Source organism: Pseudomonas umsongensis, assembly GCF_012647205.1.
Lineage (GTDB): Bacteria > Pseudomonadota > Gammaproteobacteria > Pseudomonadales > Pseudomonadaceae > Aquipseudomonas > Aquipseudomonas umsongensis.
This window is the reverse complement of record NZ_CP051487.1, coordinates 5,351,372-5,376,035: the sequence shown is the minus strand read 5'-3', so window position 1 is coordinate 5,376,035 and position 24,664 is coordinate 5,351,372. Positions and strand designations below refer to the sequence as shown.

Below are 24,664 nucleotides of genomic sequence, written 5' to 3'. Positions count from 1 at the left end.
TTAAAACGCCAGCTGCGCGCTGAAATACATCAAGCGACGCTCGTCATAGTTGTTGTCGACAAAGGAAGTAGGCTGGTTGTCGAGGCGCTGCTGCAGCACACCAGCCAGTTCCAGATGAGTCTTGCCCAGGCGGATGCGCCTGGCGATGCGCGTGTCGAGGCGTTCGAAGCGGTAGCCGTTGAGCGCGTCGTCAGCATAATAGAAGAGCGCGCTGTTCCAGCCATCGCCCCAGTCGCGCAACCAGGCGGCAGAACCACTGTTGCCTGCAGTCTGTTGTGCATCCTGCAGGTTGCTCGCGTCAGCGTCGACGTAGGCATACGTCAGGCGCAAGCGGTCGGCGCTGCTGATTTTCCAGTCGAGTTGGGTTTCCGCTCCGGTGTAGCGCGCGGAGTTGGCATTGCTGGCGATGTACTGGTTATTGCGCAACGGCTCACTGATCATCCCGGTGATCTCGTCGTAGAACAGCTTTACATCGACGGCCAGGCCCGATTCGGCGAAGTAACCGTTATAGCCCAGTTCCCGGGAACGCATGTGTTCCTGGTCGAGGTCGCCGGGGCCGCGGGTTTTGACGAAATAGCGGGCACTGGACTGGCCATAGGCGCCGGGTTGCAGGTGGGTGACCTGGTAGCTCCAGTTAACGTTGTTCTCGAACATGTCCGGCGAGCGGACGGCTTGCGAATACACCGCACGCAAGCCGTGGCGCGGATTGATCAGGTAGTTGACCGCCATCCGTGGGCTCAGAGAGCTGCCGATCAACCGCGTGTCTTCGAACATGGCACCGCCCTGCAGGAGCCAGTGTTCGCTGGCGCGCCATTCGAGCTGGCCGAACGCTCGCCAGGTGGTGTCATCGAGAGTGCCATTGAAGTAGGTCTCGGAATTTGCCCGGTCGTAACGATAGTTCAATCCGCTGACCAGCCGCAGGTTATCGGACAGGCTCAGGGTATCCTGCAATTCAAGGTCATAGCGCGATTCCCGAGTGCTTTGATCGATATCGCCGCAGACCGTTCGCCGGGCGCCGTTGCGCCACTGGTCGAGGACTTGATTGGCCAATGCGCGTTGGGTCGGATCGGCGTCAGGGGCTCCGGAGACCAGAAAGCTCTCGATGTTGCGCGCCAGGCGTTCCGTGTAGTTCGGGTTGAGTTGCCAAAGCTCGCTGAGTTCGGGGCTGAACGATACTTCGGCATCGCAGGCGCGCCAGGTTTGCTGACGGTCCCAGTGCTGGGCCGAACCCTGGATGTAAAGGCTGTGCTCGGTGTTCAGGTCGAGATTCCAGCGCAGCGAGCCGGCGTAGTCCTTGGCGCTGACGTCGGAATTGTCCCCAGCGCGGGTAATCCCTGAAAACACCGGGCGGTAGGTATAGGGGCGTTGGTTGGTGCCGTCCTTGGCATTCACCTGCCATTCGATACTTTGCCGTTCGTCGAGCGCTTGACTAACGGCAAGGTTGAAGCGCTTCAAACGTCGACCGTCATGGTAGTCGCCGCCCCAACGGTCGGTATCAAAGCCATCGTCTTGCTGGCCAGACAGCGACAGGCGTAAATCGCCGTCCTCCCAACCCACGCCCTGGCTGGCATAAAAGTCGTCGATGCCACGCTGGCCGCGGGTGACTTTCAGGCGCGTACCGTGGCTGTCGGCCGGATTGCGCGTGATGATGTTGACCACCGCCATCAGCGCATTGGCGCCATAGCTGACGGTGTTCGGGCCGCGGAAAACCTCGATACGCTCGATGTCCTCCATGGCCACCGGAATGTCGCTCCAGTCCACCGTGGCCAGACCCGCGCGGTACACCGAGCGACCGTCGATCAACACTTGCAGGCGCCGTGCTTCGGTGGCGCTGGTGCCGTGGTAATTCACCGTGGCCTGATTACCGCTGATATTGCCGACCATCATGCCGGGTACCAGGCGTAGCACTTCACTGATGTCGCGCGCGCCGCTGGCATTGATCAGCGCGGTGTCGAGCACCGTCATGCTCCCCGGCACGGCAGCCGGCGATTGTTTCAGGCGCGTGGCCGTGAGTACTTGCGGCAAAGGTTCGCTGTCGAGAAACAAGTCGTCGGCCATCGCCGGCGAGCTGAACACCAGCGCCAGGACCAACGGCGAATGGGGTGAAGTCGAACCCAGGGACACAGCACATCCTTGTTAACCATCGATGGCGCGCATGTTAACCGAGCCCGTTGACTTTTCCAGTCACGATGTAAGCATTTTCCTAGGTATTACCGGACTTCTTCCTACCCATGTCGGTAATTGACGCGGGGACTGGCCGACACGGGGGCGCTCCGTATAATGCCGACATTGCCACTGGTATGGATTAACGGATTACATATGACTCAACAGCGCCCGATCGCGGTTTTGGGAGGCGGAAGTTTTGGTACCGCCGTGGCTAACTTGCTGGCCGAAAATGGTCATCAAGTCCTGCAATGGATGCGTGACCCTGAACAGGCCGAGGCCATCCGGGTCAATCGCGAGAACCCGCGTTACCTCAAAGGCATCAAGATCCTGCCCGGTGTCACGCCGGTCACTGACCTGCTGGCCACCCTGGATGCGTGCGACCTGAGTTTTGTCGCGCTGCCCTCCAGCGCGTTGCGCTCGGTGCTGGCCCCGCATGCTGATCGACTCAGCGGCAAAATGCTGGTGAGCCTGACCAAGGGCATCGAAGCCCACACCTTCAAGCTGATGAGCCAGATTCTCGAAGAGATCGCGCCACAGGCACGCATCGGTGTGTTGTCCGGGCCGAACCTGGCCCGTGAAATCGCCGAACATGCATTGACCGCCACGGTGGTCGCGAGCGAAGACGAGGCGCTCTGCCAGCATGTCCAGGACGTGCTGCACGGCCGCACCTTTCGCGTGTATGCCAGCGCCGACCGGTTTGGCGTCGAACTGGGCGGTGCGTTGAAAAACGTCTACGCGATCATTGCCGGCATGGCGGTGGCGATGGGCATGGGCGAAAACACCAAGAGCATGCTGATTACCCGGGCGCTGGCGGAAATGACCCGCTTCGCGGTGAATCAGGGTGCCAACCCGATGACATTCCTTGGCCTTGCGGGCGTGGGTGACCTGATCGTGACCTGCTCGTCGCCAAAAAGCCGTAACTATCAGGTCGGGTTCGCCCTCGGCCAGGGCTTGAGCCTCGAAGAGGCAGTCAATCGCCTGGGCGAAGTTGCCGAAGGCGTGAACACGCTCAAGGTGCTCAAGGCCAAGTCCCAGGAAGTTGGCGTGTACATGCCGTTGGTCGCCGGGTTGCACGCGATCCTGTTCGAAGGGCGCACGCTTGAGCAGGTGATCGAACTGTTGATGCGGGGCGAGCCGAAGACCGATGTCGACTTTATTTCCACCAGCGGCTTCAACTGAACCCCCACTTCACAGGAACGGAGCGAGAAATGAGTGATCCAAAAGTAGAAGCCAAATACGAGTCCATCCTGCTTCGAGTGCTGTGGATGGTGGTGTTCCTGCTGGTGTGGCAGGTGGCGCAGTTCATGCTTGGCGCCGTGGTGCTAGTGCAATTGATCTATCGTTTGATCTATGGCGCCCCGAGCGCCAGCCTGATGAACTTCGGCGACAGCCTGAGCCAGTTCCTGGCCCAGATCGGTCGTTTCGGCAGTTTCCACAGCGACCAGAAACCCTGGCCGTTCGCCGATTGGCCGACGCCGCGTACGCCGGAAGGTGAAGCGCCGCACGTCGTGGCGCCTGCGCCACATCCGGCCCGAGATGAGGAACCCAAGCTATGAAACTCTGGGTATTGCGTCATGGTGAAGCCGAGCCACACGGCTCCAAAACCCACGATTCGGAGCGGGAGCTGACTGCCAATGGTCGTGAAGAAGTGCTGCGCGCCGCCGCCAACTTGGTTGGCCAGCCGCTGACAGCGATCTATGCCAGCCCCTACACGCGAGCGCAGCAGACCGCCCAGCTGGTTCGGGATGCCTTGGGTTTCGGACCGGAAATACGCACCGTCGAGTGGCTGACTCCGGATTATGATCCCGACAGGGTCACTGACCAGCTGAAGTCGGTCACCAATGCACTGCTGGTTTCTCATAACCCACTCGTGGGAAACCTGCTCAGCTACCTGCAACATGGTGCGGGTCATCCGCCAGAGAAGGTCAGCACCGCTGGTCTGGCCGAGCTGGAAAACTCTGAATTGCTGATTGGCGCGATGAAGCTCAACAGCATCAAGCACCCTTAAAGGCAAAAAACCACAGCCAGCGGCGGCGCCTAAAAGGGCTTTCAGCGTTCCCCCGTAGGAGCTGCCGCAGGCTGCGATCTTCTGATCTTGAAAAATAGCCAACCAAGCATTTGCTTGGTTGGCTACGCTTGCTCCAGACCAAGAAACAAAGGAGCGAGTCCCATGCCTGCTGCTTCCCGTTTGCCCCTGGACGTTTTCTACGAGCGCGAGGCCCGTCATCCTCGCCAGCGCTTTCTCGTCCAGCCTGTGGGCGGTGGCCGTGTCGAGACCTTGAGCTGGGAGGACGTCGGTCATCAGGCACGCTGTGCGGCCCATTGGCTGCGATCCCGGGAACTGCCCCAGGGCAGTCATATTGCCCTGATCTCGAAAAACTGCGCGCACTGGATCATTGCCGACCTGGCGATCTGGATGGCCGGGCATGTCTCGGTGCCGTTGTACCCCAACCTCACCGCCGAATCGGTGGCCCAGGTGCTCGAACACTCCGAAGCGGCGCTGGTATTCATCGGTAAACTCGATGACTGGCCTGGCATGTCCCGTGGGGTGAATCCCGAGCTGCCGACCATCAGCCTGCCGTTACATCCAACCGGCACTTTCGATTTCAGCTGGGACGACCTGCAACGCAGCTCGCCGATCCAGGACGATCCCAAGCCCGCCGCCGATCAACTGGCAACCATCATCTACACGTCCGGCACCACCGGCATGCCCAAGGGCGTGATGCACAGCTTCGCCAACCTGGGATTCGCCACCACGCGCGGCACGCAGTTATTCGGTCTCAATGAGTCGGATCGACTGCTGTCGTATTTGCCGTTGTGTCACGTCGCCGAACGGATGTTCGTCGAACTGGCATCGATTTACACCGGGCAAACCGTGTTCTTTGCCGAAAGCCTTGACACCTTCCTGACGGACTTGCGCCGTGCCCGGCCAACGGCGCTGTTTGGCGTGCCGCGCATTTGGACCAAGTTCCAGATGGGGGTGTACAGCAAGATCCCGGCAAAGCGCCTGGATTTCCTGCTCGGGCTGCCGATTATCGGCAAGCGGGTCGGGCACAAAGTCCTCGCCGGGTTGGGGCTCGATGCCTTGCGCGTGGCCTTGTCCGGTGCGGCGCCGGTGCCCCTGAGTCTGCTGTTGTGGTATCGCAAGCTCGGACTGGACGTGCTGGAGGTCTACGGCATGACGGAAAGTTGCGGTTACTCGCACATTTGCCTGCCGGGGCAGAACAAACCAGGCTGGATTGGCATGCCGTGCCCGGAGGTCGAAGTGCGCATCGACGAATCGGGCGAGGTCATGGTACGTAGCGGCGCGATCATGCTGGGGTATTTCAAGGAGCCGCAGAAAACCGCCGACACCATCACCGAGGACGGCTTTCTGCGCACCGGCGACAAGGGCGAGGAAGATGCCAAAGGCAACTTGCGCCTGACCGGGCGCCTGAAGGAAATTTTCAAGACCAGCAAAGGCAAGTACGTAGCGCCGGCGCCGATCGAAAATCGCCTGGCGGTGCATTCGCGCATCGAGCAGGTGTGCGTGGTCGGTGATGGCTTGAATGCGCCACTGGGCCTGTGCGTGCTTTCGGCCGTCGGGCAGCAGGAGACACGGGCCGGGTTGCATTCAAGCCTGGAAAAGCTGCTGGAAGAGGTCAACAGCGTCCTCGACAAGCACGAACGCTTGCGGCGGTTGGTGGTGGTCAAGGACAACTGGGCGGTGGAAAACGGTTTTCTCACGCCGACCCTGAAGATCAAGCGCAACGTCATCGAAGCCACTTACGGCGCTCGCTTCGAAGAATGGAGCGAGCACACCGAAGCGGTGCTGTGGCAGGATTGAGCCACGATAAAACCAACAAGGAAAACCTGCTATGAGTCTGTGGCGTACCGTTCCCAACATCGAACAACTGAACGCAATTCAGAAAAACACCATTGGCGAACTGTTGGACATCCGTTTCGAAGCCTTCGATGAAGAGTCCTTGACCGCGAGCATGGTCATTGACCATCGCACCCACCAGCCTTATGGCTTGCTGCATGGCGGCGCTTCGGTGGTGCTGGCTGAATCAGTCGGCTCCATGGCCAGCTACCTGTGCATCGATGCCAGCAAGTTTTACTGCGTGGGGCTGGAAATCAACGCCAACCACCTGCGCGGCTTGCGCAGCGGCCGAGTGACGGCGGTCGCCAAACCCATTCACATCGGGCGTACGACCCATGTCTGGGATATCCGCTTGACCAGTGACGAAGGCAAGGCCAGTTGTGTGTCGCGGCTGACCATGGCCGTGGTGCCGCTGGGTGATAATCCGCCAGCACGTTGATCTCCCCGTTCCTTTATTTGCATGGCCGGACTGTCATCATTCCTGTCAGTTACGGTCATTGCTCAAGAACGCGGTCTTGCGGACAATCGGGTTTGTTTTCGCTGATGGATCGACCGGTATGTCGCAACAGATATTTTTCGCCCACGCCAATGGTTTTCCTTCGGGAACCTACGGCAAGTTGTTTGCGGCGCTGGCACCCGAATTTCGGGTGACGCATCTGGAGCAACACGCCCACGACCCGCGTTTCCCGGCGGACGACAACTGGTACAACCTGGTGGATGAACTCATCCACCATCTGCAGCAGCAGTCACAGCCGGTGTGGGGCGTCGGTCATTCCTTCGGTGGCGTACTGCATCTGCACGCGGCGTTGCGTTGCCCCCAGTTGTATCGCGGTGTGGTGATGCTCGATTCGCCGGTGCTGACGCGCACCGATCAATGGGTCATTCGCGCAGCCAAACGCTTGGGTTTCATCGACCGCCTGACCCCGGCCGGCCGCACCCTGGGGCGTCGTGAAGAATTCGCCGATCTCGAGAGCGCCCGCCGTTATTTCGCCGGCAAGAGCCTGTTTCGCAGCTTCGATCCAGAGTGTTTCGATGCCTACCTGCACTATGGTTTGCATCAGGACGGCGACAGGTTGCGCTTGCGTTTCGACCCAGCCACGGAAATCAGCATCTACCGGGGCGTACCACACACCAGCCCCGGCCGCCTGCGGCAGTTGCAAGTGCCGCTGGCGGTCGTTCGCGGGCACGAGAGCCGGGTGGTGATGCGTCATCACACCAGTTCAGTCGGGCGCATGCCAAATGGCGAGGCGCTGAGCATGCCTGGCGGGCACATGTTTCCTCTGGAACGTCCGCAGGAGACGGCCGTACTGTTGAAAAACCTGTTCGAACGCTGGACCTCTCGCCAGCAACGGGATTGCGCATGAGCCAGGTCGTCGAAGAAGTGCGCCTGAGCCTGCCGCATATCGAGTTGGCGGCGCATTTGTTTGGCCCCGAAGACGGTTTGCCGGTCATTGCCCTGCATGGCTGGCTGGACAACGCCAATAGCTTCGCCCGCCTGGCACCCAAGCTCAAAGGCTTGCGCGTGATCGCCCTGGACATGGCCGGTCACGGGCACTCAGGACACCGCCCACCTGGCGCCGGTTACGCCATGTGGGACTATGCCCACGATGTGTTGCAAGTTGCAGAGCAGCTTGGATTGAAGCGGTTTGCGTTGCTGGGGCATTCGATGGGTGCCATCACCTCGCTGATCATTGCCGGTTCGTTTCCGCAGCGAGTCACTCACCTGGCTTTGATTGACGGTGTCATCCCTCCCACGGACAAAGGCGAAAACGCTGCCGAACGCATGGGCATGGCCCTGCAGGCGCAACTGGATCTGCGGGAAAAACGCAAACCGGTCTACAGCACCCAAGACCGCGCCATCGAAGCACGCATGAAAGGCCTGGTGGCGGTCAGTCGCGAAGCCGCCGAACTGCTGGCCCAGCGTGGCTTGATGCCGGTGCCGGGCGGTTACACCTGGCGCACCGACAATCGCCTCACGCTGCCATCGCCGCTGCGCCTTACCACCGAGCAGGCCATGGCCTTCGTCCAGCGGGTCGCCTGTCCGGCGAAACTGGTGGTCGCCGCTGACGGCATGCTCGCCAAACATCCGGAGTTGCTGGAGCGTCTACCCTTTAGCCTAGAACAGCTGCCAGGCGGCCATCATTTGCACTTGAATGATGAACCCGGTGCCGACCTTGTCGCAGACTGTTTCAATCGGTTCTTCGCCATTCCTTGACTTGCGCCGGGCAACTGTCGAGGCTGGGTGGGTTGAAAAGGGAGACAACCATGATAGACCTCTACACCGCTGCGCCCCCGAATGGCCACAAGGGCATGCTGATCCGATGAGTCTATCCATGCGCTCATTCAGTTTGCTGATGCTCTTTTGTTTCAGTCCACTCTCATTAGCCGCCGATCTGCCCGGCAGTCAGGACCTGCCGATCGTGCCGCGCATGACCGATGCGCAGATCGTCGACTATCGCCCCACGGCCGAGCTTGAACGGATCTACCCGCTCGGCTCGATCCGCAAGATCAGCGGTCAGTTGCGCTTTGACGGGCAGGTCAGTGCTCGTGGGCATGTCACCTCGGTGACCTATGAATTGCCGGCGGAACATTCCTCGACCGAGGCCTTCACCGCTGCGCGCGAAGCGCTTCAACAGCAGGACGCCCAATTGCTGTTCTGGTGCCAGGCGCGAGATTGTGGCGAAAGCAGCCTATGGGCCAACGAAGTGTTCGGCAACGCCAAGCTCTATGGCGCCGATAGTGAGCAGGCTTACCTGCTGTTACGCCTGGCCGCACCGAAGGACAATACGCTGGTGGCGCTCTACAGCATCACCCGTGGTAATCGCAAAGCCTATCTGCACGTCGAACAATTCGACGCCGTCGCCCCGCTGGGGGATTTGCTGCCGACGTCCGCAACCTTGCTGCGCGAGCTCAAGAGTACCGGTGAACTCGACTTCCCCAAGTTGACGCAAACACCCGATGACAAATGGCTGCGCCTGATCTCCCGGGGCCTGAACCTGGACACCACCTTGCGGGTCAGTGTGTCCGGGCCCAACGCTGAAGCCTGGCGTCAATCGTTGATCGAGCAGGGCGTACGTGCGGCGCGGATGGAAACCGGTGGTGTCGACGGTCCTGGATTGCATATCAAACTGCTGCGATAAGCGTCATCCGGCGAACACGCGTGGCGTGTTCGCCTACTCTTTTTGCTGAATGATTTTTTCGAGACTGTGATGATCAATAACGATCGGCTGTTGGTGCAGATCCTGCTCCTGGTGCTGTTTGGCGCGAGCTTATGGGTGATGGCGCCGTTCTGGTCGGCCCTGTTCTGGGGCGCGGTGCTGGCGTTCGCCAGTTGGCCGCTGATGCGCCTGCTGACCCGCTGGCTCAATGGCCGCGAATCCCTGGCGGCGGCCCTGCTGACCGTGGGCTGGATGGTGCTGGTGGCGGCGCCGCTGGTGTGGCTGGGGTTCAACCTGGCGGATCATGTGCGCGACGCCACGGCGTTCATCAAGGATGTGCAGGTCGACGGCCTGCCTGAAGCGCCGACCTGGCTGGGCAGCATTCCCCTGGTGGGCGAGCGGCTGGTGGTCATCTGGAACAGTGTCGATCAGCAGGGCGCGGCGATGATGGTGTCGCTCAAGCCTTATCTGGGGCAGGTCGGCAACTGGTTGCTGGCGCGTAGCGCGCAGATTGGCGGCGGCATCCTCGAGCTGACCCTGAGCATTGTCTTCGTGTTCTTTTTCTATCGCGACGGACCACGGTTGGCGGCCTTTGTTCATGGTTTGCTGGAGCGGCTGATTGGCCACCGTGCCGGGTACTACATCGAACTGGTGGCGGGCACCGTGCAACGGGTGGTAAACGGAGTGATCGGTACCGCCGCGGCCCAGGCGGTCCTGGCGTTGATCGGCTTCCTGATTGCCGGCGTCCCCGGGGCACTGGTGCTCGGTATCGTGACCTTCCTGCTCAGCCTGATTCCCATGGGGCCGCCGCTGGTATGGATTCCAGCCACTGCCTGGCTGGCCTGGAAGGGTGAGTACGGGATGGCGGTGTTCCTCGGCGTATGGGGCATGTTCATCATCAGCGGCGTGGACAACGTGCTCAAGCCTTACTTGATCAGCCGGGGTGGGAATTTGCCGCTGGTGATTGTGTTGCTAGGGGTGTTTGGTGGTTTGATTGCATTCGGATTCATTGGCCTGTTTATCGGGCCGACGTTGTTGGCCGTGGCTTACAGCCTGTTGACCGACTGGAGCAAAAGCCAGTCGCGGGTTGATGACCGTCGTTGAATTCAATCCTTGCGCTGCACTCAGGTCCTGGGCAGGCGGATGATCGCCGTCAGCCCACCACCGGGGGTTTCTTCCAGGCTGAGCTGCCCGCCCAGGCGTTGCGCCGCCTCGCGAGCAATGGTCATGCCCAGGCCGACGCCGCCGGAGTTGCGATTGCGTGAGCCTTCCAATCGGAAGAACGGTTCGAATACGGCCTCACGTTTATCCGCCGCGATCCCTGGACCATGGTCGATGACCCTGATCACCAGGTGTTGGCGATTATCTTCGAGCGTGATCAACGCATTCCCGGCATAACGCAAGGCGTTGTCCAGCAGGTTGTTGATACAGGAGCGCAGTGCCATCGGCTGGACTTGCAGCGGCGCGCAATGACCGCTGGCCTGGACGTTTGCCCCCTGGTCCTGGGCGTTTTCGCTCAGGGACTCGACCAGCGCCTGCACATCCATCCACTGTGACGCCTCGCTGGTGCGCTGTTCGTGCAGGTAGCCGAGCGTCGCATCGAGCATGCTGATCATGTCGTCCAGATCCTGGCGCATCTGTCCTTGCAGCTTGTCGTCGTCAATTTGTTCCAGGCGCAGTTTGAGACGCGACAGGGGCGTGCGCAGGTCGTGGGATACCGCGCCGAGCATGCGCGAGCGCTGCTTGACCTGCTCGATGATGCGTTGCTGCATTTTGTTGAACGTGTGCGCCGCTTGTCGCGCTTCCCGTGGGCCGGATTCCTCCAGTGGCGCACTGTCGAGGTTTTCACTCAGGCGCTCGGCCGCGTCGCTAAGGCGTTGAATCGGCCGGCTGAGTAATTTGGCGCCGTACCAGGCTGCAATGATCAGCGAGATCAGCTGAAACGTCAGCGGTACCAGTGGTCCGCCAAACCATGGCCTGGCAGGGCGGGGGGCCAGGCGCGGGTCCATCGGTGGGCGTTGACCGTCCATGTCTTCGGGAAACGCCGGCGGGGGAGGGGGAGGCGGCGGGCCGTAGTAATGAAACCATGCAAATGCCAGCAGGTGTGCCAGGACAATCGCGATCAGCAGTACTCCAAACAGACGGCCGAACAACGTATCGAAGCGCGCCCGCATCAACCGATATCCCGGGCGTCAAACAGGTAACCCTCACCACGCACGGTTTTGATCAGTTGCGGGGCCTTGGGATCGTCACCGAGTTTCTGCCGCAGGCGCGACACCAGCAGGTCAATGCTGCGATCGAAGGCTTCGATCGAACGGCCACGAGCGGCATCCAGCAGTTGCTCGCGGCTGAGGACCCGGCGCGGACGTTCAATAAACACCCACAACAGGCGAAATTCGGCATTGGACAGCGGCACCACCAGGCCATCGGCTGCAACCAATTGGCGCAGCACGCTGTTCAGACGCCAATTGTCGAAACGGATGTTCGCCCGTTGTTCGCTGCGGTCGTCCCGCACCCGGCGCAGAATGGTCTGGATGCGTGCGACCAGTTCGCGGGGTTCGAACGGCTTGGCCATGTAGTCGTCGGCGCCGAGCTCGAGACCGATGATCCGGTCGGTGGGTTCGCAGCGGGCCGTGAGCATCAGGATCGGAATATCCGATTCGCCTCGCAACCAGCGGCACAGCGACAGGCCGTCTTCGCCGGGCAGCATTAAGTCGAGCACCACCACGTCGAAATGCTCCGCCTGCATCGCCAGGCGCATGGCGGCGCCATCAGTGACCCCGCTTGCATGGATGTTGAAACGCGCCAGGTAGTCGATCATCAGCTCGCGGATCGGCACATCATCGTCGACGATCAGGGCGCGAATGCTCCAGCGTTTTTCATCGCCGGGCGCTTTTTGATCGTCGTTCACGGGGGCTGGAGTGTTGTGCATGCGTGGGTTCATCTGCCAGGTAGGCTGCCAACCACAAAGATAGGCTGCGAGGTTGTGGTTCCAGCATAGGCGTCCTGCCCGGAGGCGGGAAGTGCTGAGCCAAGGACGTATTGCGGTTGCCTAGGGTAGCGGACAAGGATGTTGGGGGCGTGTCGTGACTGTACCGAACTCGACACAATTGCCGCAGAGGCTAGTCTTGGCGGAGCGATCTCGACGATTTACCGATCATCGGGTCCCGCAGGGCCATTGGTTCCGCTACAATGCGCGCCGATTTCGACTTGCCTGAGAGCCCACTCATGTCCGCCTGCCAGACTCCTATCATCGTCGCCCTGGATTTCCCTACCCGTGACGCCGCACTGAAGCTGGCCGATCAATTGGACCCGAAACTGTGCCGGGTCAAAGTCGGTAAAGAACTGTTCACCAGCTGTGCTTCGGAAATCGTCGGCACCCTGCGTGACAAGGGTTTCGAAGTGTTCCTGGACCTCAAGTTCCACGACATCCCCAACACCACGGCCATGGCCGTCAAGGCCGCGGCGGAAATGGGCGTGTGGATGGTCAACGTTCACTGCTCCGGTGGCCTGCGCATGATGGCGGCTTGTCGCGAAGTGCTGGACCAGCGCACCGGGCCAAAACCGCTGCTGATCGGTGTGACAGTGTTGACCAGCATGGAGCGTGAGGATCTGGCGGGTATCGGCCTGGACATCGAGCCGCAAGAGCAGGTTCTGCGCTTGGCCGCCCTGGCGGAAAAAGCCGGTATGGATGGCCTGGTGTGCTCGGCCCTGGAAGCCCAGGCGCTGAAATCGGCGCACCCGTCGCTGCAATTGGTGACCCCTGGGATTCGCCCGGCGGGCAGCGCCCAGGACGATCAACGCCGTATCCTGACTCCGCGCCAGGCGCTGGATGCCGGTTCCGATTACCTGGTGATCGGCCGCCCGATCAGCCAGGCCGCAGATCCGGCCAAGGCTTTGGCCGACGTGGTGGCCGAACTGGCGTAAAAGATCGCAGGCTGCGCCAGCTCCTACAGGGGGCCGCATTTCCCTGTAGGAGCTGTGTAGGAGCTGTCGAGTGAAACGAGGCTGCGATCTTTTAATCGATCACTTTTAAACCTTTAGAACCAACTTGCCGAAATTCTCCCCGCTGAACAACTTCATCAGCGTCTCCGGGAAGGTCTCCAGGCCTTCGACGATATCTTCCTTGCTCTTGAGCTGCCCCTTGGCGATCCAGCCAGCCATTTCCTGTCCGGCGGCGGCGAACTGCGCGGCGTAGTCCATCACCACAAAACCTTCCATGCGTGCGCGGTTGACCAGCAGTGACAGATAGTTGGCCGGGCCCTTGACCGCTTCCTTGTTGTTGTACTGGCTGATGGCGCCACAGATCACCACCCGTGCCTTGAAGTTCAAGCGGCTCAATACCGCGTCGAGGATATCGCCGCCCACGTTATCGAAATACACGTCGACGCCTTTGGGGCATTCGCGCTTGAGGCCGGTCATGACATCTTCGTTCTTGTAGTCGATGACGCCGTCAAAACCCAGTTCGTCGATAAGGAACCTGCACTTGTCCGCGCCGCCGGCGATACCGACTACCCGACAGCCCTTGATCTTGGCAATCTGCCCGGCAATGCTGCCCACCGCACCGGCAGCGCCCGACAGTACGACGGTATCGCCGGCCTTGGGCGCACCCACGTCAAGCAGCGCGAAGTAAGCGGTCATACCGGTCATGCCCAGTGCGGATAAATAGCGCGGTAGCGGCGCCAGTTGCGGATCGACCTTATAGAACCCACGCGGCTCACCCAGGAAATAATCCTGTACGCCGAGGGCGCCGTTGACGTAGTCGCCCACCGCGAAGCCAGGGTTGTTTGAAGCCACGACTTTGCCCACGCCCAACGCGCGCATCACTTCGCCAAGACCGACCGGCGGGATGTAGGACTTGCCTTCGTTCATCCAGCCGCGCATGGCCGGGTCCAGGGACAGGTATTCGTTCTTGACCAGGATCTGGCCTGCAGCCGGTTCGCCGACCGGTACTTCCTGATAAGTAAATGTTTCCCGGGTCGCGGCACCCACTGGGCGTTTGGCGAGCAGAAATTGGCGATTGGTCTGGGACGTCATGGCAGGCACTCAGGATGAATGAAACCTTGTTGATAGACCCTCGAGGTCGATGCCGCAAGTTCGGCTGATCCGGCGAATACAGTCTTATCCAGTACAGTGATAGTTGGTACGGTAGTTCCATCACTGCCACTCATGGTGGCTCAACCGGCCGTTTGATAGTGCTGCCGGGCCTTGGGGGCTGTGGCTATGCTGGGAACTCGCGATCCCCCGCAAACTACTCTTCGAGGACAGCACAATGAGCATGACGTTTTCCGGCCAGGTGGCAGTGGTGACAGGCGCGGCAGCCGGCATCGGCCGGGCCACTGCCCAGGCGTTTGCCGCCGCAGGCTTGAAGGTGGTGGTGGCCGACATGGACACGGCGGGCGGCGAGGGCACGGTCGCGCTGATCCGTACGGCTGGCGGTGAAGCGACCTTCGTAAGGTGCAACGTGACAGTGGAAAGCGATGTAAAGAACCTGATGGATGAAGTGGTCAATACTTACGGCCGTCTCGACTATGCGTTCAACAATGCCGGTATCGAGATCGAAAAAGGCAAGCTGGCCGAAGGTACGGTCGAGGAGTTTGACGCGATCATGGGCGTCAACGTCAAGGGCGTCTGGTTGTGCATGAAATACCAATTGCCTTTGTTGCTGGCCCAGGGCGGCGGTGCAATCGTCAATACCGCGTCAGTGGCAGGTCTCGGGGCTGCGCCGAAGATGAGCATCTACGCGGCGTCCAAGCACGCTGTCATCGGCCTGACCAAATCGGCCGCGATTGAATACGCCAAGAAAAAAATCCGCGTCAATGCCGTGTGCCCGGCGGTGATCGACACCGACATGTTCCGCCGTGCTTATGAGGCAGACCCGAAGAAGGGCGAGTTCGCCAATGCGATGCACCCGGTCGGCCGCATCGGCAAGGTCGAGGAAATCGCCAGCGCGGTGCTGTACCTGTGCAGCGATGGCGCGGCCTTTACCACGGGGCACTCATTGGCCGTGGACGGCGGAGTCACCGCGTTTTGATAGCGGATCGACCTCCAGCGTTCTGAAAACGACGCGGGCGTAGCTTTTTGCCATTATTCAGGCGCCAGAGTCTTGTGTTGATACGGGGCCGTTGCGACTCTGCTGTTACTGATAATGGCGGGGGACTGAGTGCAATGAATTCGGCCGTGCAAGGACGTTTTGCCAACCTCGGTATGGCAAAAAAACTGGGTGTAGGGTTTGCGCTGGTGTTGCTGCTGACGGCCCTGGTGGCGGCGATCGGTGTATGGTCGCTGCAAACCATCAGTCAGCGCTTCGACGGGCTCAAGCAGATGTCTTCGCTCAACAGCGGTTTGCTCAAGGTGCGACTGCTGGAGCAGGAATATGCCTTGCATGGCAGCCCGAAAACCGTCGATGCCCTGCACGCAGGCGTTGACGGCCTGATCGCCCTGGCAAACCAGCTCAAGTCAGCATCGGCGGCCAATGTACCGGTCATGAATGATGTCGAGCAGTCCCTGGGGGCTTACCGCAAGGCGTTTGACGAGTTTGTCTCGCTCAGCCAGGCCAAGGACCTGGCGCTGGAAATGGCCAGTTGGTCGGTGTCCAGCGTGGCCAACAATCTCGACGTCCTGCAAGCCGGGCTCGCCGATGACGGCGCTTACACGCTGAAGGAAACCGAAGGCAAGGACGGGGCCGCGTTCATCGAGCAAGCCAGTCAGGTCAGCCAGGTTTCTCGGTTGATGTTGCAAGCCATGAACGAAGCACACGTGCGTCTGGCCCAGAGCCGCAAGGGCGACGACAGCGCCGGGCAGGGCAAGATCGAGCAGGCCAGCCAGGCGCTGGCCCAGGCCGAGCAACTCAAGACCACGGTCAAGGATGAGGGTTACCAGACGGTCCTCAATGAAGTCACCGGCCATATCGCCAGTTTCAGCGACAAGCTCGCTGAGTACACCGGCCTGCTGGAGCAGGAAAAAACCGTCTACCAACAATTGCACCAACGCGCTGCCCAGGTGGTGGAGCGGGTGGATCAGGCCTATGTCGCCGAAGACCAGTCGATGCAGGCGCAACTGAAAAACAACTCGCTACTGATACTCGGCTCTTCGGTGCTGGCCTTGCTGGTTGGCTTGATTGCAGCGTGGGTGATTACCCGCTTGATCGTGGCGCCGCTGCGCACTGTGATTCGTGTGGCGCAGCAGATCGCTGCAGGGGACCTGAGTGCGAAGGTCGAGGTGACCCGTCGTGACGAGATCGGTCAGTTGATGGAGGCCATGCAGCAGATGGGCGCAGGGCTGAGCCAGATCGTCAGCGGTTTGCAGGCGGGCATCGAGCAGTTGGCCACTTCAGCGCAATCCTTGTCTGCCGTGACTGAGCAGACCAACCTCGAAGTCAGCAGCCAGAAGGAAGAAACCGAGCAGGTTGCCACGGCCATGAACCAGATGACCGCCACCGTGCACGACGTTGCGCGTAACGCCGAAGAGGCCGCGCTGGCGGCGCAAACAGCGGATGGCAAGGTTGAAAGCGGGCAGCAGGTGGTGCGCCAGAGTATGGTGCGGATCGAGCAACTGGCGGATTCCGCGACTTCGGCCAGTTCAAGTATCGAAAGCCTGAGCGCGGAAATCCAGAACATCGGCACGGTGCTCGGCGTTATCAAGAGCGTGGCGGAGCAGACCAACCTGTTGGCCCTGAATGCGGCCATCGAAGCAGCCCGGGCGGGCGAGCAGGGCAGGGGGTTTGCGGTGGTGGCCGATGAAGTGCGGGCCCTGGCCAAGCGCACCCAGCAATCGACCGAAGAGATCGAGCGACTGGTCAGCGCCTTGCGCGCGGCGGCGCAGGCCTCGGTGCAGCAGATACAAAGCAGCGGTGAGTTGGTGAAACTCGCCGTCAGCGATGCACTGCAGACTGAAAGTGCGCTGGGGAGTATCGCGGCGGCCGTGTCCTTGATCCAGCAGATGAACCAGCAGATCGCCGCTGCTGCCGAAGAGCAGAGCTCGGTGGCCGAGGAAATCAATCGCAGCGTCACGAGTATTCGTGCGAGTGCGGATCAGTCTTCGCTGGCGATGCAGGGCAATGCGGCGTCGAGTATCGAGCTGGCGCAGTTGGGGGTTGAGCTAAAGGGAATGGTGGGGCATTTCAGGCTTTAATGCTGGCCTGACAGCCGCTAAAAAATCGCAGCCTGCGGCAGCTCCTACTGGATCACGTTTCATGTAGGAGCTGCCGCAGGCTGCGATCTTTTGATCTTCGTGTGTATTACTGCTTTTTTACGTTCGTTCTGTGATCAGTCGTAGATCACTTTCTTCTTCCAGTCCGCATCCGCCTCGACGTCCTTCAGGCCTTCGGTCAATTGGTTGACGTCACCCTCTACCGGAGCGATACGGTCCATGACCTGGTCGTTGGCGCGGGCCAGGAGTTTTTCCAGGTATTCCAGTTGTTCGGCGTAGACCTGGGGTTCCTGTTGTTTGCGCAGGTACTGCACGCCGCGTTCAAACGCCAGTCGCGCTTGGCCGGGCTGGTTCTGCTGCAGGGCATGCTGGCCGAGGTTGTTGAAAAACTCGATGTGAAGCAGCACAAGGATATGGCGCACTTGACGAATCCATCCCTTGGCTTCATTGGGTGGCAAAAAACCATCCTGGGCAGCGCGGGTGATTTGGCCGTGCAGGGCTTCGAGCAGGAAACGCACGTCCTTGGCCTTGGCTTCGGTCTGGATCGGTGCCGGTGGGTTGTTGACTGGAATTGATTCGCCCTGGCCAACCAGAGCCTCAAGTTCAGTAATCCGGGCCTTGAGGTTGGCGCTGGTCTTTTCCAGATTCAGCAGGCGTTGGCAAACATTCAGTTCCAGGCGCGTCAGCAATAGTTTAAGCGCTGGCGTCATCAACTGGCCGGGAAACGTCTCGGTGATCTCCCCACAGCGACGCAGGCGATCATTGAGTTCAACCTTGGTGCGGGCCCTCTCCAGCTTATTGTTTTCCACCACATGGTTGATGTAGCCAATGGCGATCAAGAGTGCGATCCCGGCTACGACGAGCAGGGTGATCATGAGTGGTGTCACCGGTAAGACCTCTTTATAGGGTTTGCGTGCGAGTGAAGTGGCCTGGCCTTCAGGCGCCGGCTCGGCGTGGCTGAAGGTTTATCGGCCGCGATCCGCGTATATAAATGCTGGCACTCTGAAGCATATTGCCATCACTCATGGCGTCGACTATAACGTCTTGGCGAGTGTCAGAATATAGGCGCCAGACCCCAGGCGACAGAAAAGCCGGGAGGGGTCGCAAAGCAGCGCGAAGTCATTGATTTAAATAAATTTATAACAGGGGGTTGACGACCTCTCAATCCATCCATAGAATGCGCGCCACTTGCAGCGTAAAGCGAACAGCGAAACGAAGCAGGGAGTGAATGTTGTAGTGTGTCCCCTTCGTCTAGTGGCCTAGGACACCGCCCTTTCACGGCGGTAACAGGGGTTCGAGTCCCCTAGGGGACGCCAATGCGGGAATAGCTCAGTTGGTAGAGCACGACCTTGCCAAGGTCGGGGTCGCGAGTTCGAGTCTCGTTTCCCGCTCCATTTTTAAGCAGTATTGCCTTCGGGCGGTACTGAGTGAAACCAGAACCAAGTCTTCGGATGCGGATCTGGGCACCGAAACACACACCATGTGTTCCGGGCAGCGTGTCCCCTTCGTCTAGTGGCCTAGGACACCGCCCTTTCACGGCGGTAACAGGGGTTCGAGTCCCCTAGGGGACGCCATTTGCGGGAATAGCTCAGTTGGTAGAGCACGACCTTGCCAAGGTCGGGGTCGCGAGTTCGAGTCTCGTTTCCCGCTCCATATTTAACGAGAATGCCGCTCATTGAGCGGCGTTTTTGTTTGAAACAAGTGTTTGAGTCCCCCAGGGGATGCCATTTGCGGGAATAGCTCAGTTGGTAGAGCACGACCTTGCCAAGGTCGGGGTCGCGAGTTCGAGTCTCGTTTCCCGCTCCATATTTAACAAAAACGCCGCTCATTGAGCGGCGTTTTTGTTTGTGCGCGATTTAGCTGCTGACGCTGTTTTACATCGACAGGATCAACCGCCCGGCGAACAGAATCAGGACCCCCCCCATGCTGCGTTCGAACCAGTGTCCCATGCGCATGAACAGCAACCTGACCCGGCTGCTTGAAAAGAACAAGGCAACGATCACAAACCACAGGGCATTCACAAGGCACATCCATGCACCGTATAGCGCCTGGATCTTCAGGGGTGTCGTGGCGCTGATGATCGTGGTGAAGATCGCCAGGAAGAACAGTGTGGCCTTGGGATTGGTGGCGTTGGTCAGAAAGCCTGTCGTGAACGCCTTCAGCAGCGTTTGCTCGACAACGGGTTGATCTGTCGGCTGATCGCCTTCCAATACGGATTTCGGCCGGCTGCGCACCAGGCTGACACCCAGATAAAGAATGTAGGCTCCACCCACGACCTTGGCCACCGTCAATAGCCAGGGCGTGGTATGCATCAGCGCTCCGACTCCGAGCAAGGTATACAGCACGTGCACGGAAATCCCCGCGCCGATCCCCAGTGCCGTGCAGATGCCAACCATTCGGCCGAAACGCACACTCTGGCGAATCGTCACGGCGAAATCCGGTCCGGGCGCGACCACGGCCAGAAAGTGAATCGTCGCCAATGCCAGGAATTCGCCCAGGTAATTAGAAAGCATTGCAACTCCAGAAGGTCGGGGGGGACTCAGTCCACGTGGTAGTGGACGGACAACGTGCCTTTCTTTTGCGAAAGCGACGCGATCGTGACCGCGCCCAAATCCTTCAGGCTACGTACATGGGTGCCGCCACAGCCATAGGCGGGCAGTTCGCCAAAACTGATTTCCCGGGCGCCTTCGCGCAGCGATGTCAGGCGCGGCAGGTCATGGGCGATCCACTGTTCGAGGCCGTATTGCACGGTCTGCGCGTCAACGTCCAGCGCCGATTCTGACGGTTTGAATTGCACTCGCCCTTCACCGGGCCAGTGATGCGCCTTGATTGGCATCCAGCCCATGGCCTGGACGAAGTGTCCAATCAGATGGCCGGCTGAATGCATGCGCGTATTGATCTGGCGAGGCTGTTCATCCACCCGAATCAAGGTCATGCCAAGGTTGATTGGCTGATCGACGAAATGGACGATCCGGTCTGGATCCTGGACTACGCGTAGTACCCGGCTGTCGCCAATCCAGCCTATATCACAAGGTTGCCCGCCGCCCTGAGGGTGAAACAAGGTTGCGCGCAGCACCACGGCAAATTCGTTCTCGTGAGGTGCGCAGTCCAGGACTTCCACATTGGCCTTGAGGTCATCACTATGGAAAAAGAGGCGAAGCGTCATATTCCATGCTCGTATTCAAATTTCTATTTTTTATTATATGAAGCGCGGTTTGGCGTGATAATCCGTTCAAACATCAAAGGACTGTTGCGTTGTGAGCATAAATCTTCCACTGCCGTTGCTGGGTGAAATGGCGATTTTCGTCAAGGTCGTCGAAACCGGCAGTTTCTCCGAAGCCGCACGCCAGTTGGGCTCTTCGCCCTCGGCTGTCAGTCGCAGTATCTCGCGTCTGGAAAAGGCCCTGGCCACTCGCCTGCTGCAACGGACCACGCGCAAGTTACGGTTGAGCGACGGTGGCGAGGAGGTCTTCAAGCGCTGTCAGGAGATGGTCAACGCCGCCCGGTCAGTGATGGAAATCAGTGGTCAGTTCACCGACGAGCCCGAAGGGGTGGTGCGCCTCAGCGTGCCAAAAGCGGTCGGTCGAATTGTGATTCACCCGCATATGCCGGAGTTTTTGCGCCGTTATCCCAAGGTGGATGTGGAGCTGTTGCTTGAGGACCGTCAGGTGGATCTGATCGACGATCACGTCGACCTGGCGATTCGTATCACCGACCGTCCGCCAGCGGGGTTGGTGGGGCGACAGTTGCTGAGCATCGACCATTTACTCTGCGCCACACCCCAATACCTGGCTGAGCACGGTACGCCGACTCACCCCCATGACCTGCTCAACCACAGCTGCATCTACTTGGGCGAAACCCCGAGCGATGCGCGCTGGAAGTTCAAGAAGGGCAGCAAATCCGTAACCGTCGGGGTGCGCGGGCGATATGCCGCCAATCACACGGGCGTACGTTTTGGCGCGGTACTGCAGCACATCGGCATCGGCAGCCTGCCGTACTTCACCGCGCGTCGTGCCTTGGAGAAGGGATTGATGGTGCAAGTGTTACCGGACTGGACTTTCCTGGCGTCCTACCACGGAGGCGCGTGGTTGCTGTACTCGCCCACGCGATACCTGCCACCCAAGCTGCGGGTGTTGATCGATTACCTGGTGGAGTGCCTGGAGAAGGAGCCGACGTTGGGCAAGCCGGGCAAGTCGAGCAGTTCGAATATTGCGGTTTCGGAGTATGAGCTGCCCGAAAGTGAGGGGTTGTTCTGAGGAAAGATCAAAAGATCGCAGCCTTCGGCAGCTCCTACAGGGTGTACGTGATTTCCATGTAGGAGCTGCCGAAGGCTGCGATCTTTTGATCCTGAAAAAAGGCCCGCATGTTCAACCATGCGGGCCTTTTTCATCAGTGCTTGCTGTCTTGATTGGACAGGGACAGCAGCTGTTTTTCCTGGTTCCAGTCGAAAGGCTCGTCATTCTGTTCGGCTTCGAAGCGACGTTCTTCCAGTGCCTGGTACAGGTCGATTTCATCATCGGGCATGTAATGCAGGCAGTCACCGGCGAAGTACCAAAGCAGGTCGCGTGGCACCAGGTGGGCGATTTGCGGGTAGCGGGTGATGACCTGGCACAGGATGTCCTGGCCCAGGTATTGGCTTTCGATCGGGTCGACCGGCAGCAGTGCAAGCAGTTCGTCGAAGCGCTCCAGGAACAAGGCATGGCTTTCGTCGGGAACCTGTTCGGCCTCACCTACGGCGACCAGGATGCTGCGCAGATGGTCGAGCAAAACGAGATGATCGGCAACGATGTTGGACACGAGATAAGTCCTCAAGAGCAAAACGGGCGCGGGAGTATAAAGCCCCCGCGCGCATTTTCCCATGATGGGGCGCTGGATGGATCAGCGGACCTTGCCATCGGTCAGTGCTATTTCCTCTTTGTCGAAAGCATCGACATCGATCACTTTGCGACGTGCCACTTCGGCCTCTCGAAGAGTGTGTGCTTCCACCGGTTGCAGTACGCCGGCTTCCAGTGCGGCATCGATGACATTTTCTCCAGCGACCGGTTTGACCTGGCCGCTCTTGAGCGCCATATGCAGTTTTTTACGCATGGGTAGCGCGGCGTTCAACTGATCGCAGGTGTGCTGCAGGACGCCAACAGGGTCTTCGACCGATTGCGGGCGATAGCAACCCAGCAGCACTTCCTCCAGGGCCGGATCCCCCTTGGCGCGGCCAATCACGGCGGCGACTTCGGCGCCGAGTTTGTCCGAAGGCCCTTTGTGACGACGCCCGAACGGGAACACGATCACCCGCAACAGGCAGGCCAGCCCCTTGCTCGGAAAGTTGTTCAGCAATTCGTCCATGGCCCGCTCGCCGTGACCGAGGCTTTCCTCCATGGCCCAGGTAAACAGCGGCTTCAGGTATTCCGGCGAGTCGAGGTCGTTGTAGCGCTTGAGCGCGGCGCTGGCCAGATACAGGTTGCTCAACACATCACCCAATCGTGCCGACAGGCGTTCGCGCCGTTTCAGTTCGCCGCCGAGCAGCATCATGCTGAGGTCGGCGAGCAGGGCGAATGCGGCTGCCTGGCGGTTCAGCGCGCGGAAATAACCCTGGCTGAGCTTGTCGCCCGGTACGTGCTCCAGGTGCCCGAAACCGAGGTTCAGCACCAGCGTGCTGGCGGCGTTGCCCACGGCAAAGCCGATGTGCTTGAGCAGCAGGCCATCGAACTCGGTAAGTGCCTGATCCTTGTCCTCCCGAGTGGCCAGGGCCATTTCCTTGAGCACGAAGGGGTGGCAGCGAATCGCGCCCTGGCCGAAGATCATCAGGTTGCGCGAAAGAATGTTCGCGCCTTCCACGGTAATGAAGATCGGTGCGCCGTTCCATTTGCGGCCCAGGTAGTTGTTCGGCCCCATGATGATCGCCTTGCCGCCGTGCACATCCATCGCCTGGCTGATGCACTCGCGGCCACGCTCGGTGAGGTGGTACTTGAGAATCGCCGACAGCACCGACGGTTTCTCGCCGAGGTCCACCGCGTTGGCAGTCAGCATCCGCGCGGCGTCCATCATCCAGGCGTTGCCGCCGATGCGCGCCATGGCTTCCTGGATGCCTTCGAAAGCGGCGATCGGCACATTGAACTGCTCGCGGATCTGCGCGTACTGGCCGGTCACCAGGCTGGTGAACTTGGCCATGCCGGTGCCCACCGCCGGCAGGGAAATCGAACGCCCGACGGACAGGCAATTCATCAGCATCATCCAGCCCTTGCCGAGCATTTCCTGGCCGCCGATCAGGAACTCCAACGGTACGAAAACGTCCTTGCCGGAATTAGGACCGTTCATGAACGCCGCCCCCAGGGGCAGGTGACGACGGCCGATTTCAACACCGGGCAGATCGGTTGGAATCAGCGCCAGGCTGATACCCAGGTCTTCCTCCTCGCCCAGCAAGTGGTCCGGATCGTACGCCTTGAACGCCAGGCCGAGCAGGGTGGCGACCGGGCCCAGGGTGATGTAGCGCTTTTCCCAATTGAGGCGTAGGCCGAGGGTTTCCTTGCCTTCCCATTCGCCTTTGCAGATCACCCCGGTGTCAGGCATGCCGCCCGCGTCCGAACCCGCGAGAGGGCCGGTCAGTGCAAAACAGGGAATTTCGTCGCCGCGCGCCAGGCGTGGCAGGTAATGGTTGCGTTGCTCGTCGGTGCCGTAGTGCAGCAACAGTTCGGCTGGGCCGAGAGAGTTGGGGACCATCACGGTAGAAGCCAGATCGCCGCTGTGACTGGCCAGTTTCATCGCCACTTGCGAGTGGGCGTAGGCCGAGAACCCCTTGCCGCCAAACTCTTTGGGAATGATCAGGGCAAAAAAGCCGTTGTCCTTGATGTAAGTCCAGGCCTCGGCCGGCAAGTCCATGGTTTGACCGAGCTGCCAGTCGCTGACCATGGCGCAGAGCTCTTCGGTCGGACCGTCGATGAAAGCCTGTTCTTCCTCGTTCAGTTGCACCTTGGGATAGGACAGCAGCTTGTTCCAGTCCGGACGACCGCTGAACAGCTCGCCGTCCCACCACACCGTACCGGCTTCGATGGCGTCGCGTTCGGTGTCCGACATCGGCGGCAAGGTTTTCTGGAACCAGTTGAACATCGGTGCGCTGAAGAATTTGCGGCGCAGGTCAGGCAATAGCAGAGGCGCCGCCACGGCGGCGGTGAGCACCCAGAAAATCAACAGCAGCCAGCCCGGTGCGCGGCTGAATGCGCCCATTGCCAGCAGAAAGACAGCCACGATGCCCAGGGCAGGCAGCGGCGCGATGCGACGGTGGGCTAAATAAGCTATCCCGACAACCAGAACCATTATCCACAACAGCAGCATA

22 protein-coding genes, 5 tRNA genes and 1 pseudogene are annotated in these 24,664 nt (G+C 60.1%); 19 read left to right on the top strand and 9 right to left on the bottom strand.

Translation table 11 applies throughout. The features are described 5' to 3' along the window. Complete coding sequence (locus HGP31_RS24195) at window positions 1-2,124, bottom strand: TonB-dependent receptor plug domain-containing protein (protein ID WP_168758807.1); 2,124 nt, start codon at window positions 2,122-2,124, stop codon at window positions 1-3. 195 nt (window positions 2,125-2,319) lie between these two features. On the opposite strand from HGP31_RS24195, the gene HGP31_RS24190 reads away from it, so the two are divergent. From HGP31_RS24190 to HGP31_RS24150, 9 genes are all read left to right on the top strand, one after another. Continuing rightward, window positions 2,320-3,345: an NAD(P)H-dependent glycerol-3-phosphate dehydrogenase gene (locus tag HGP31_RS24190; protein WP_020799700.1), complete on the top strand. Its 1,026-nt coding sequence runs from the start codon at window positions 2,320-2,322 to the stop codon at window positions 3,343-3,345. Window positions 3,346-3,374: 29 nt separating this feature from the next. Next, on the top strand, window positions 3,375-3,722 hold the full coding sequence (locus HGP31_RS24185; protein WP_020799699.1) for a DUF4389 domain-containing protein: 348 nt from the start codon (window positions 3,375-3,377) through the stop codon (window positions 3,720-3,722). After that, complete coding sequence (sixA, locus tag HGP31_RS24180) at window positions 3,719-4,174, top strand: phosphohistidine phosphatase SixA (RefSeq protein WP_020799698.1); 456 nt, start codon at window positions 3,719-3,721, stop codon at window positions 4,172-4,174. Before HGP31_RS24185 ends, sixA begins: the two co-directional genes overlap by 4 nt. 162 nt (window positions 4,175-4,336) lie before the next feature. Next, window positions 4,337-5,992 carry an AMP-binding protein gene (locus HGP31_RS24175; RefSeq protein WP_168758806.1) on the top strand — a complete coding sequence of 552 codons (1,656 nt, stop codon included), beginning with the start codon at window positions 4,337-4,339 and terminating at the stop codon, window positions 5,990-5,992. Between the two features lie 31 nt (window positions 5,993-6,023). Further along, window positions 6,024-6,467, top strand: coding sequence for a hotdog fold thioesterase (locus HGP31_RS24170; RefSeq protein ID WP_020799696.1), 444 nt, complete (start codon window positions 6,024-6,026; stop codon window positions 6,465-6,467). Window positions 6,468-6,585: 118 nt separating this feature from the next. Next, complete coding sequence (locus tag HGP31_RS24165) at window positions 6,586-7,392, top strand: alpha/beta fold hydrolase (RefSeq protein ID WP_020799695.1); 807 nt, start codon at window positions 6,586-6,588, stop codon at window positions 7,390-7,392. After that, window positions 7,389-8,243: an alpha/beta hydrolase gene (locus HGP31_RS24160; protein ID WP_151143152.1), complete on the top strand. Its 855-nt coding sequence runs from the start codon at window positions 7,389-7,391 to the stop codon at window positions 8,241-8,243. Before HGP31_RS24165 ends, HGP31_RS24160 begins: the two co-directional genes overlap by 4 nt. 118 nt (window positions 8,244-8,361) lie before the next feature. Beyond that, window positions 8,362-9,168, top strand: coding sequence for a DUF4892 domain-containing protein (locus tag HGP31_RS24155; RefSeq protein WP_168758805.1), 807 nt, complete (start codon window positions 8,362-8,364; stop codon window positions 9,166-9,168). Window positions 9,169-9,237: 69 nt separating this feature from the next. Further along, window positions 9,238-10,290, top strand: coding sequence for an AI-2E family transporter (locus HGP31_RS24150; protein ID WP_168758804.1), 1,053 nt, complete (start codon window positions 9,238-9,240; stop codon window positions 10,288-10,290). Between the two features lie 20 nt (window positions 10,291-10,310). Here HGP31_RS24150 and HGP31_RS24145 read toward each other — a convergent pair whose 3' ends face one another. Both HGP31_RS24145 and HGP31_RS24140 read right to left on the bottom strand, forming a co-directional pair. Next, on the bottom strand, window positions 10,311-11,360 hold the full coding sequence (locus tag HGP31_RS24145; RefSeq protein WP_020799691.1) for a sensor histidine kinase: 1,050 nt from the start codon (window positions 11,358-11,360) through the stop codon (window positions 10,311-10,313). Further along, a complete protein-coding gene (locus HGP31_RS24140) occupies window positions 11,360-12,118 on the bottom strand; it encodes a response regulator (protein WP_020799690.1) in 759 nt (252 codons plus the stop codon). Before HGP31_RS24140 ends, HGP31_RS24145 begins: the two co-directional genes overlap by 1 nt. A 296-nt stretch (window positions 12,119-12,414) precedes the next feature. On the opposite strand from HGP31_RS24140, the gene pyrF reads away from it, so the two are divergent. Then, window positions 12,415-13,113: an orotidine-5'-phosphate decarboxylase gene (gene pyrF, locus HGP31_RS24135; RefSeq protein ID WP_162247449.1), complete on the top strand. Its 699-nt coding sequence runs from the start codon at window positions 12,415-12,417 to the stop codon at window positions 13,111-13,113. 105 nt (window positions 13,114-13,218) lie between these two features. On the opposite strand, the gene HGP31_RS24130 is transcribed toward pyrF, so the two are convergent. Then, entirely contained in the window at window positions 13,219-14,223 is a 1,005-nt protein-coding gene (locus HGP31_RS24130; protein ID WP_168758803.1) for an NADP-dependent oxidoreductase, read from the bottom strand. A 235-nt stretch (window positions 14,224-14,458) separates the two neighbouring features. Between HGP31_RS24130 and HGP31_RS24125 the strand changes: the two genes are divergently transcribed. The 3 genes and pseudogenes from HGP31_RS24125 (at window position 14,459) to HGP31_RS31040 (ending at window position 17,319) form a co-directional block, all read left to right on the top strand. After that, a complete protein-coding gene (locus HGP31_RS24125) occupies window positions 14,459-15,220 on the top strand; it encodes an SDR family oxidoreductase (protein WP_020799687.1) in 762 nt (253 codons plus the stop codon). Between the two features lie 134 nt (window positions 15,221-15,354). After that, window positions 15,355-16,461 (top strand): annotated as a pseudogene (locus tag HGP31_RS31045) (HAMP domain-containing protein); the annotation flags it as partial. Further along, window positions 16,438-17,319, top strand: a complete 882-nt coding sequence (locus HGP31_RS31040) for a methyl-accepting chemotaxis protein (protein ID WP_371106620.1) — start codon at window positions 16,438-16,440, stop codon at window positions 17,317-17,319. The pseudogene HGP31_RS31045 and the gene HGP31_RS31040, both read left to right, overlap by 24 nt. Window positions 17,320-17,453: 134 nt before the next feature. Here the strand turns inward: HGP31_RS31040 and HGP31_RS24115 are convergent, their stop codons facing one another. Next, window positions 17,454-18,212: a hypothetical protein gene (locus tag HGP31_RS24115; protein ID WP_020799685.1), complete on the bottom strand. Its 759-nt coding sequence runs from the start codon at window positions 18,210-18,212 to the stop codon at window positions 17,454-17,456. A gap of 365 nt (window positions 18,213-18,577) precedes the next feature. On the opposite strand from HGP31_RS24115, the gene HGP31_RS24110 reads away from it, so the two are divergent. The 5 genes from HGP31_RS24110 (at window position 18,578) to HGP31_RS24090 (ending at window position 19,143) form a co-directional block, all read left to right on the top strand. Continuing rightward, window positions 18,578-18,653, top strand: a tRNA-Glu gene (locus tag HGP31_RS24110). Between the two features lie 2 nt (window positions 18,654-18,655). Continuing rightward, window positions 18,656-18,731 (top strand) — tRNA-Gly (locus HGP31_RS24105). Window positions 18,732-18,835: 104 nt separating this feature from the next. Further along, a tRNA-Glu gene (locus HGP31_RS24100) sits at window positions 18,836-18,911 on the top strand. 3 nt (window positions 18,912-18,914) lie between these two features. Then, window positions 18,915-18,990 (top strand) — tRNA-Gly (locus HGP31_RS24095). Window positions 18,991-19,067: 77 nt separating this feature from the next. After that, window positions 19,068-19,143 (top strand) — tRNA-Gly (locus HGP31_RS24090). Window positions 19,144-19,211: 68 nt separating this feature from the next. On the opposite strand, the gene HGP31_RS24085 is transcribed toward HGP31_RS24090, so the two are convergent. Next, window positions 19,212-19,850, bottom strand: coding sequence for a LysE family translocator (locus HGP31_RS24085; RefSeq protein ID WP_168758802.1), 639 nt, complete (start codon window positions 19,848-19,850; stop codon window positions 19,212-19,214). A 26-nt stretch (window positions 19,851-19,876) separates the two neighbouring features. Continuing rightward, on the bottom strand, window positions 19,877-20,503 hold the full coding sequence (locus HGP31_RS24080; protein ID WP_033045665.1) for a serine-tRNA(Ala) deacylase AlaX: 627 nt from the start codon (window positions 20,501-20,503) through the stop codon (window positions 19,877-19,879). A 91-nt stretch (window positions 20,504-20,594) separates the two neighbouring features. Between HGP31_RS24080 and HGP31_RS24075 the strand changes: the two genes are divergently transcribed. Then, on the top strand, window positions 20,595-21,593 hold the full coding sequence (locus HGP31_RS24075) for a LysR family transcriptional regulator (RefSeq protein ID WP_020799682.1): 999 nt from the start codon (window positions 20,595-20,597) through the stop codon (window positions 21,591-21,593). 133 nt (window positions 21,594-21,726) lie between these two features. Here the strand turns inward: HGP31_RS24075 and HGP31_RS24070 are convergent, their stop codons facing one another. Beyond that, a complete protein-coding gene (locus HGP31_RS24070) occupies window positions 21,727-22,134 on the bottom strand; it encodes a PA2817 family protein (protein ID WP_008062898.1) in 408 nt (135 codons plus the stop codon). Window positions 22,135-22,215: 81 nt separating this feature from the next. Beyond that, window positions 22,216-24,663 (bottom strand): acyl-CoA dehydrogenase, encoded by a 2,448-nt coding sequence (locus HGP31_RS24065; protein ID WP_168758801.1) that lies wholly within the window; start codon window positions 24,661-24,663, stop codon window positions 22,216-22,218. Between the last annotated feature and the right edge of the window lies 1 nt (window position 24,664).

Bases quoted from the DNA above. Each gene is read 5' to 3' on its own strand.
- HGP31_RS24140 (WP_020799690.1), bottom strand. From the start codon at position 12,118: ATGCACAACACTCCAGCCCCCGTGAACGACGATCAAAAAGCGCCCGGC.
- HGP31_RS24125 (WP_020799687.1), top strand. From the start codon at position 14,459: ATGAGCATGACGTTTTCCGGCCAGGTGGCAGTGGTGACAGGCGCGGCA.
- HGP31_RS24085 (WP_168758802.1), bottom strand. From the start codon at position 19,850: ATGCTTTCTAATTACCTGGGCGAATTCCTGGCATTGGCGACGATTCAC.
- HGP31_RS24130 (WP_168758803.1), bottom strand. From the start codon at position 14,223: ATGACGTCCCAGACCAATCGCCAATTTCTGCTCGCCAAACGCCCAGTG.
- HGP31_RS24170 (WP_020799696.1), top strand. From the start codon at position 6,024: ATGAGTCTGTGGCGTACCGTTCCCAACATCGAACAACTGAACGCAATT.
- HGP31_RS24190 (WP_020799700.1), top strand. From the start codon at position 2,320: ATGACTCAACAGCGCCCGATCGCGGTTTTGGGAGGCGGAAGTTTTGGT.
- HGP31_RS24065 (WP_168758801.1), bottom strand. From the start codon at position 24,663: ATGCTGCTGTTGTGGATAATGGTTCTGGTTGTCGGGATAGCTTATTTA.
- HGP31_RS24160 (WP_151143152.1), top strand. From the start codon at position 7,389: ATGAGCCAGGTCGTCGAAGAAGTGCGCCTGAGCCTGCCGCATATCGAG.
- HGP31_RS24165 (WP_020799695.1), top strand. From the start codon at position 6,586: ATGTCGCAACAGATATTTTTCGCCCACGCCAATGGTTTTCCTTCGGGA.
- HGP31_RS31040 (WP_371106620.1), top strand. From the start codon at position 16,438: ATGGAGGCCATGCAGCAGATGGGCGCAGGGCTGAGCCAGATCGTCAGC.
- HGP31_RS24080 (WP_033045665.1), bottom strand. From the start codon at position 20,503: ATGACGCTTCGCCTCTTTTTCCATAGTGATGACCTCAAGGCCAATGTG.
- pyrF (WP_162247449.1), top strand. From the start codon at position 12,415: ATGTCCGCCTGCCAGACTCCTATCATCGTCGCCCTGGATTTCCCTACC.
- HGP31_RS24150 (WP_168758804.1), top strand. From the start codon at position 9,238: ATGATCAATAACGATCGGCTGTTGGTGCAGATCCTGCTCCTGGTGCTG.
- HGP31_RS24155 (WP_168758805.1), top strand. From the start codon at position 8,362: ATGCGCTCATTCAGTTTGCTGATGCTCTTTTGTTTCAGTCCACTCTCA.
- HGP31_RS24185 (WP_020799699.1), top strand. From the start codon at position 3,375: ATGAGTGATCCAAAAGTAGAAGCCAAATACGAGTCCATCCTGCTTCGA.
- HGP31_RS24175 (WP_168758806.1), top strand. From the start codon at position 4,337: ATGCCTGCTGCTTCCCGTTTGCCCCTGGACGTTTTCTACGAGCGCGAG.
- sixA (WP_020799698.1), top strand. From the start codon at position 3,719: ATGAAACTCTGGGTATTGCGTCATGGTGAAGCCGAGCCACACGGCTCC.
- HGP31_RS24115 (WP_020799685.1), bottom strand. From the start codon at position 18,212: ATGATCACCCTGCTCGTCGTAGCCGGGATCGCACTCTTGATCGCCATT.
- HGP31_RS24145 (WP_020799691.1), bottom strand. From the start codon at position 11,360: ATGCGGGCGCGCTTCGATACGTTGTTCGGCCGTCTGTTTGGAGTACTG.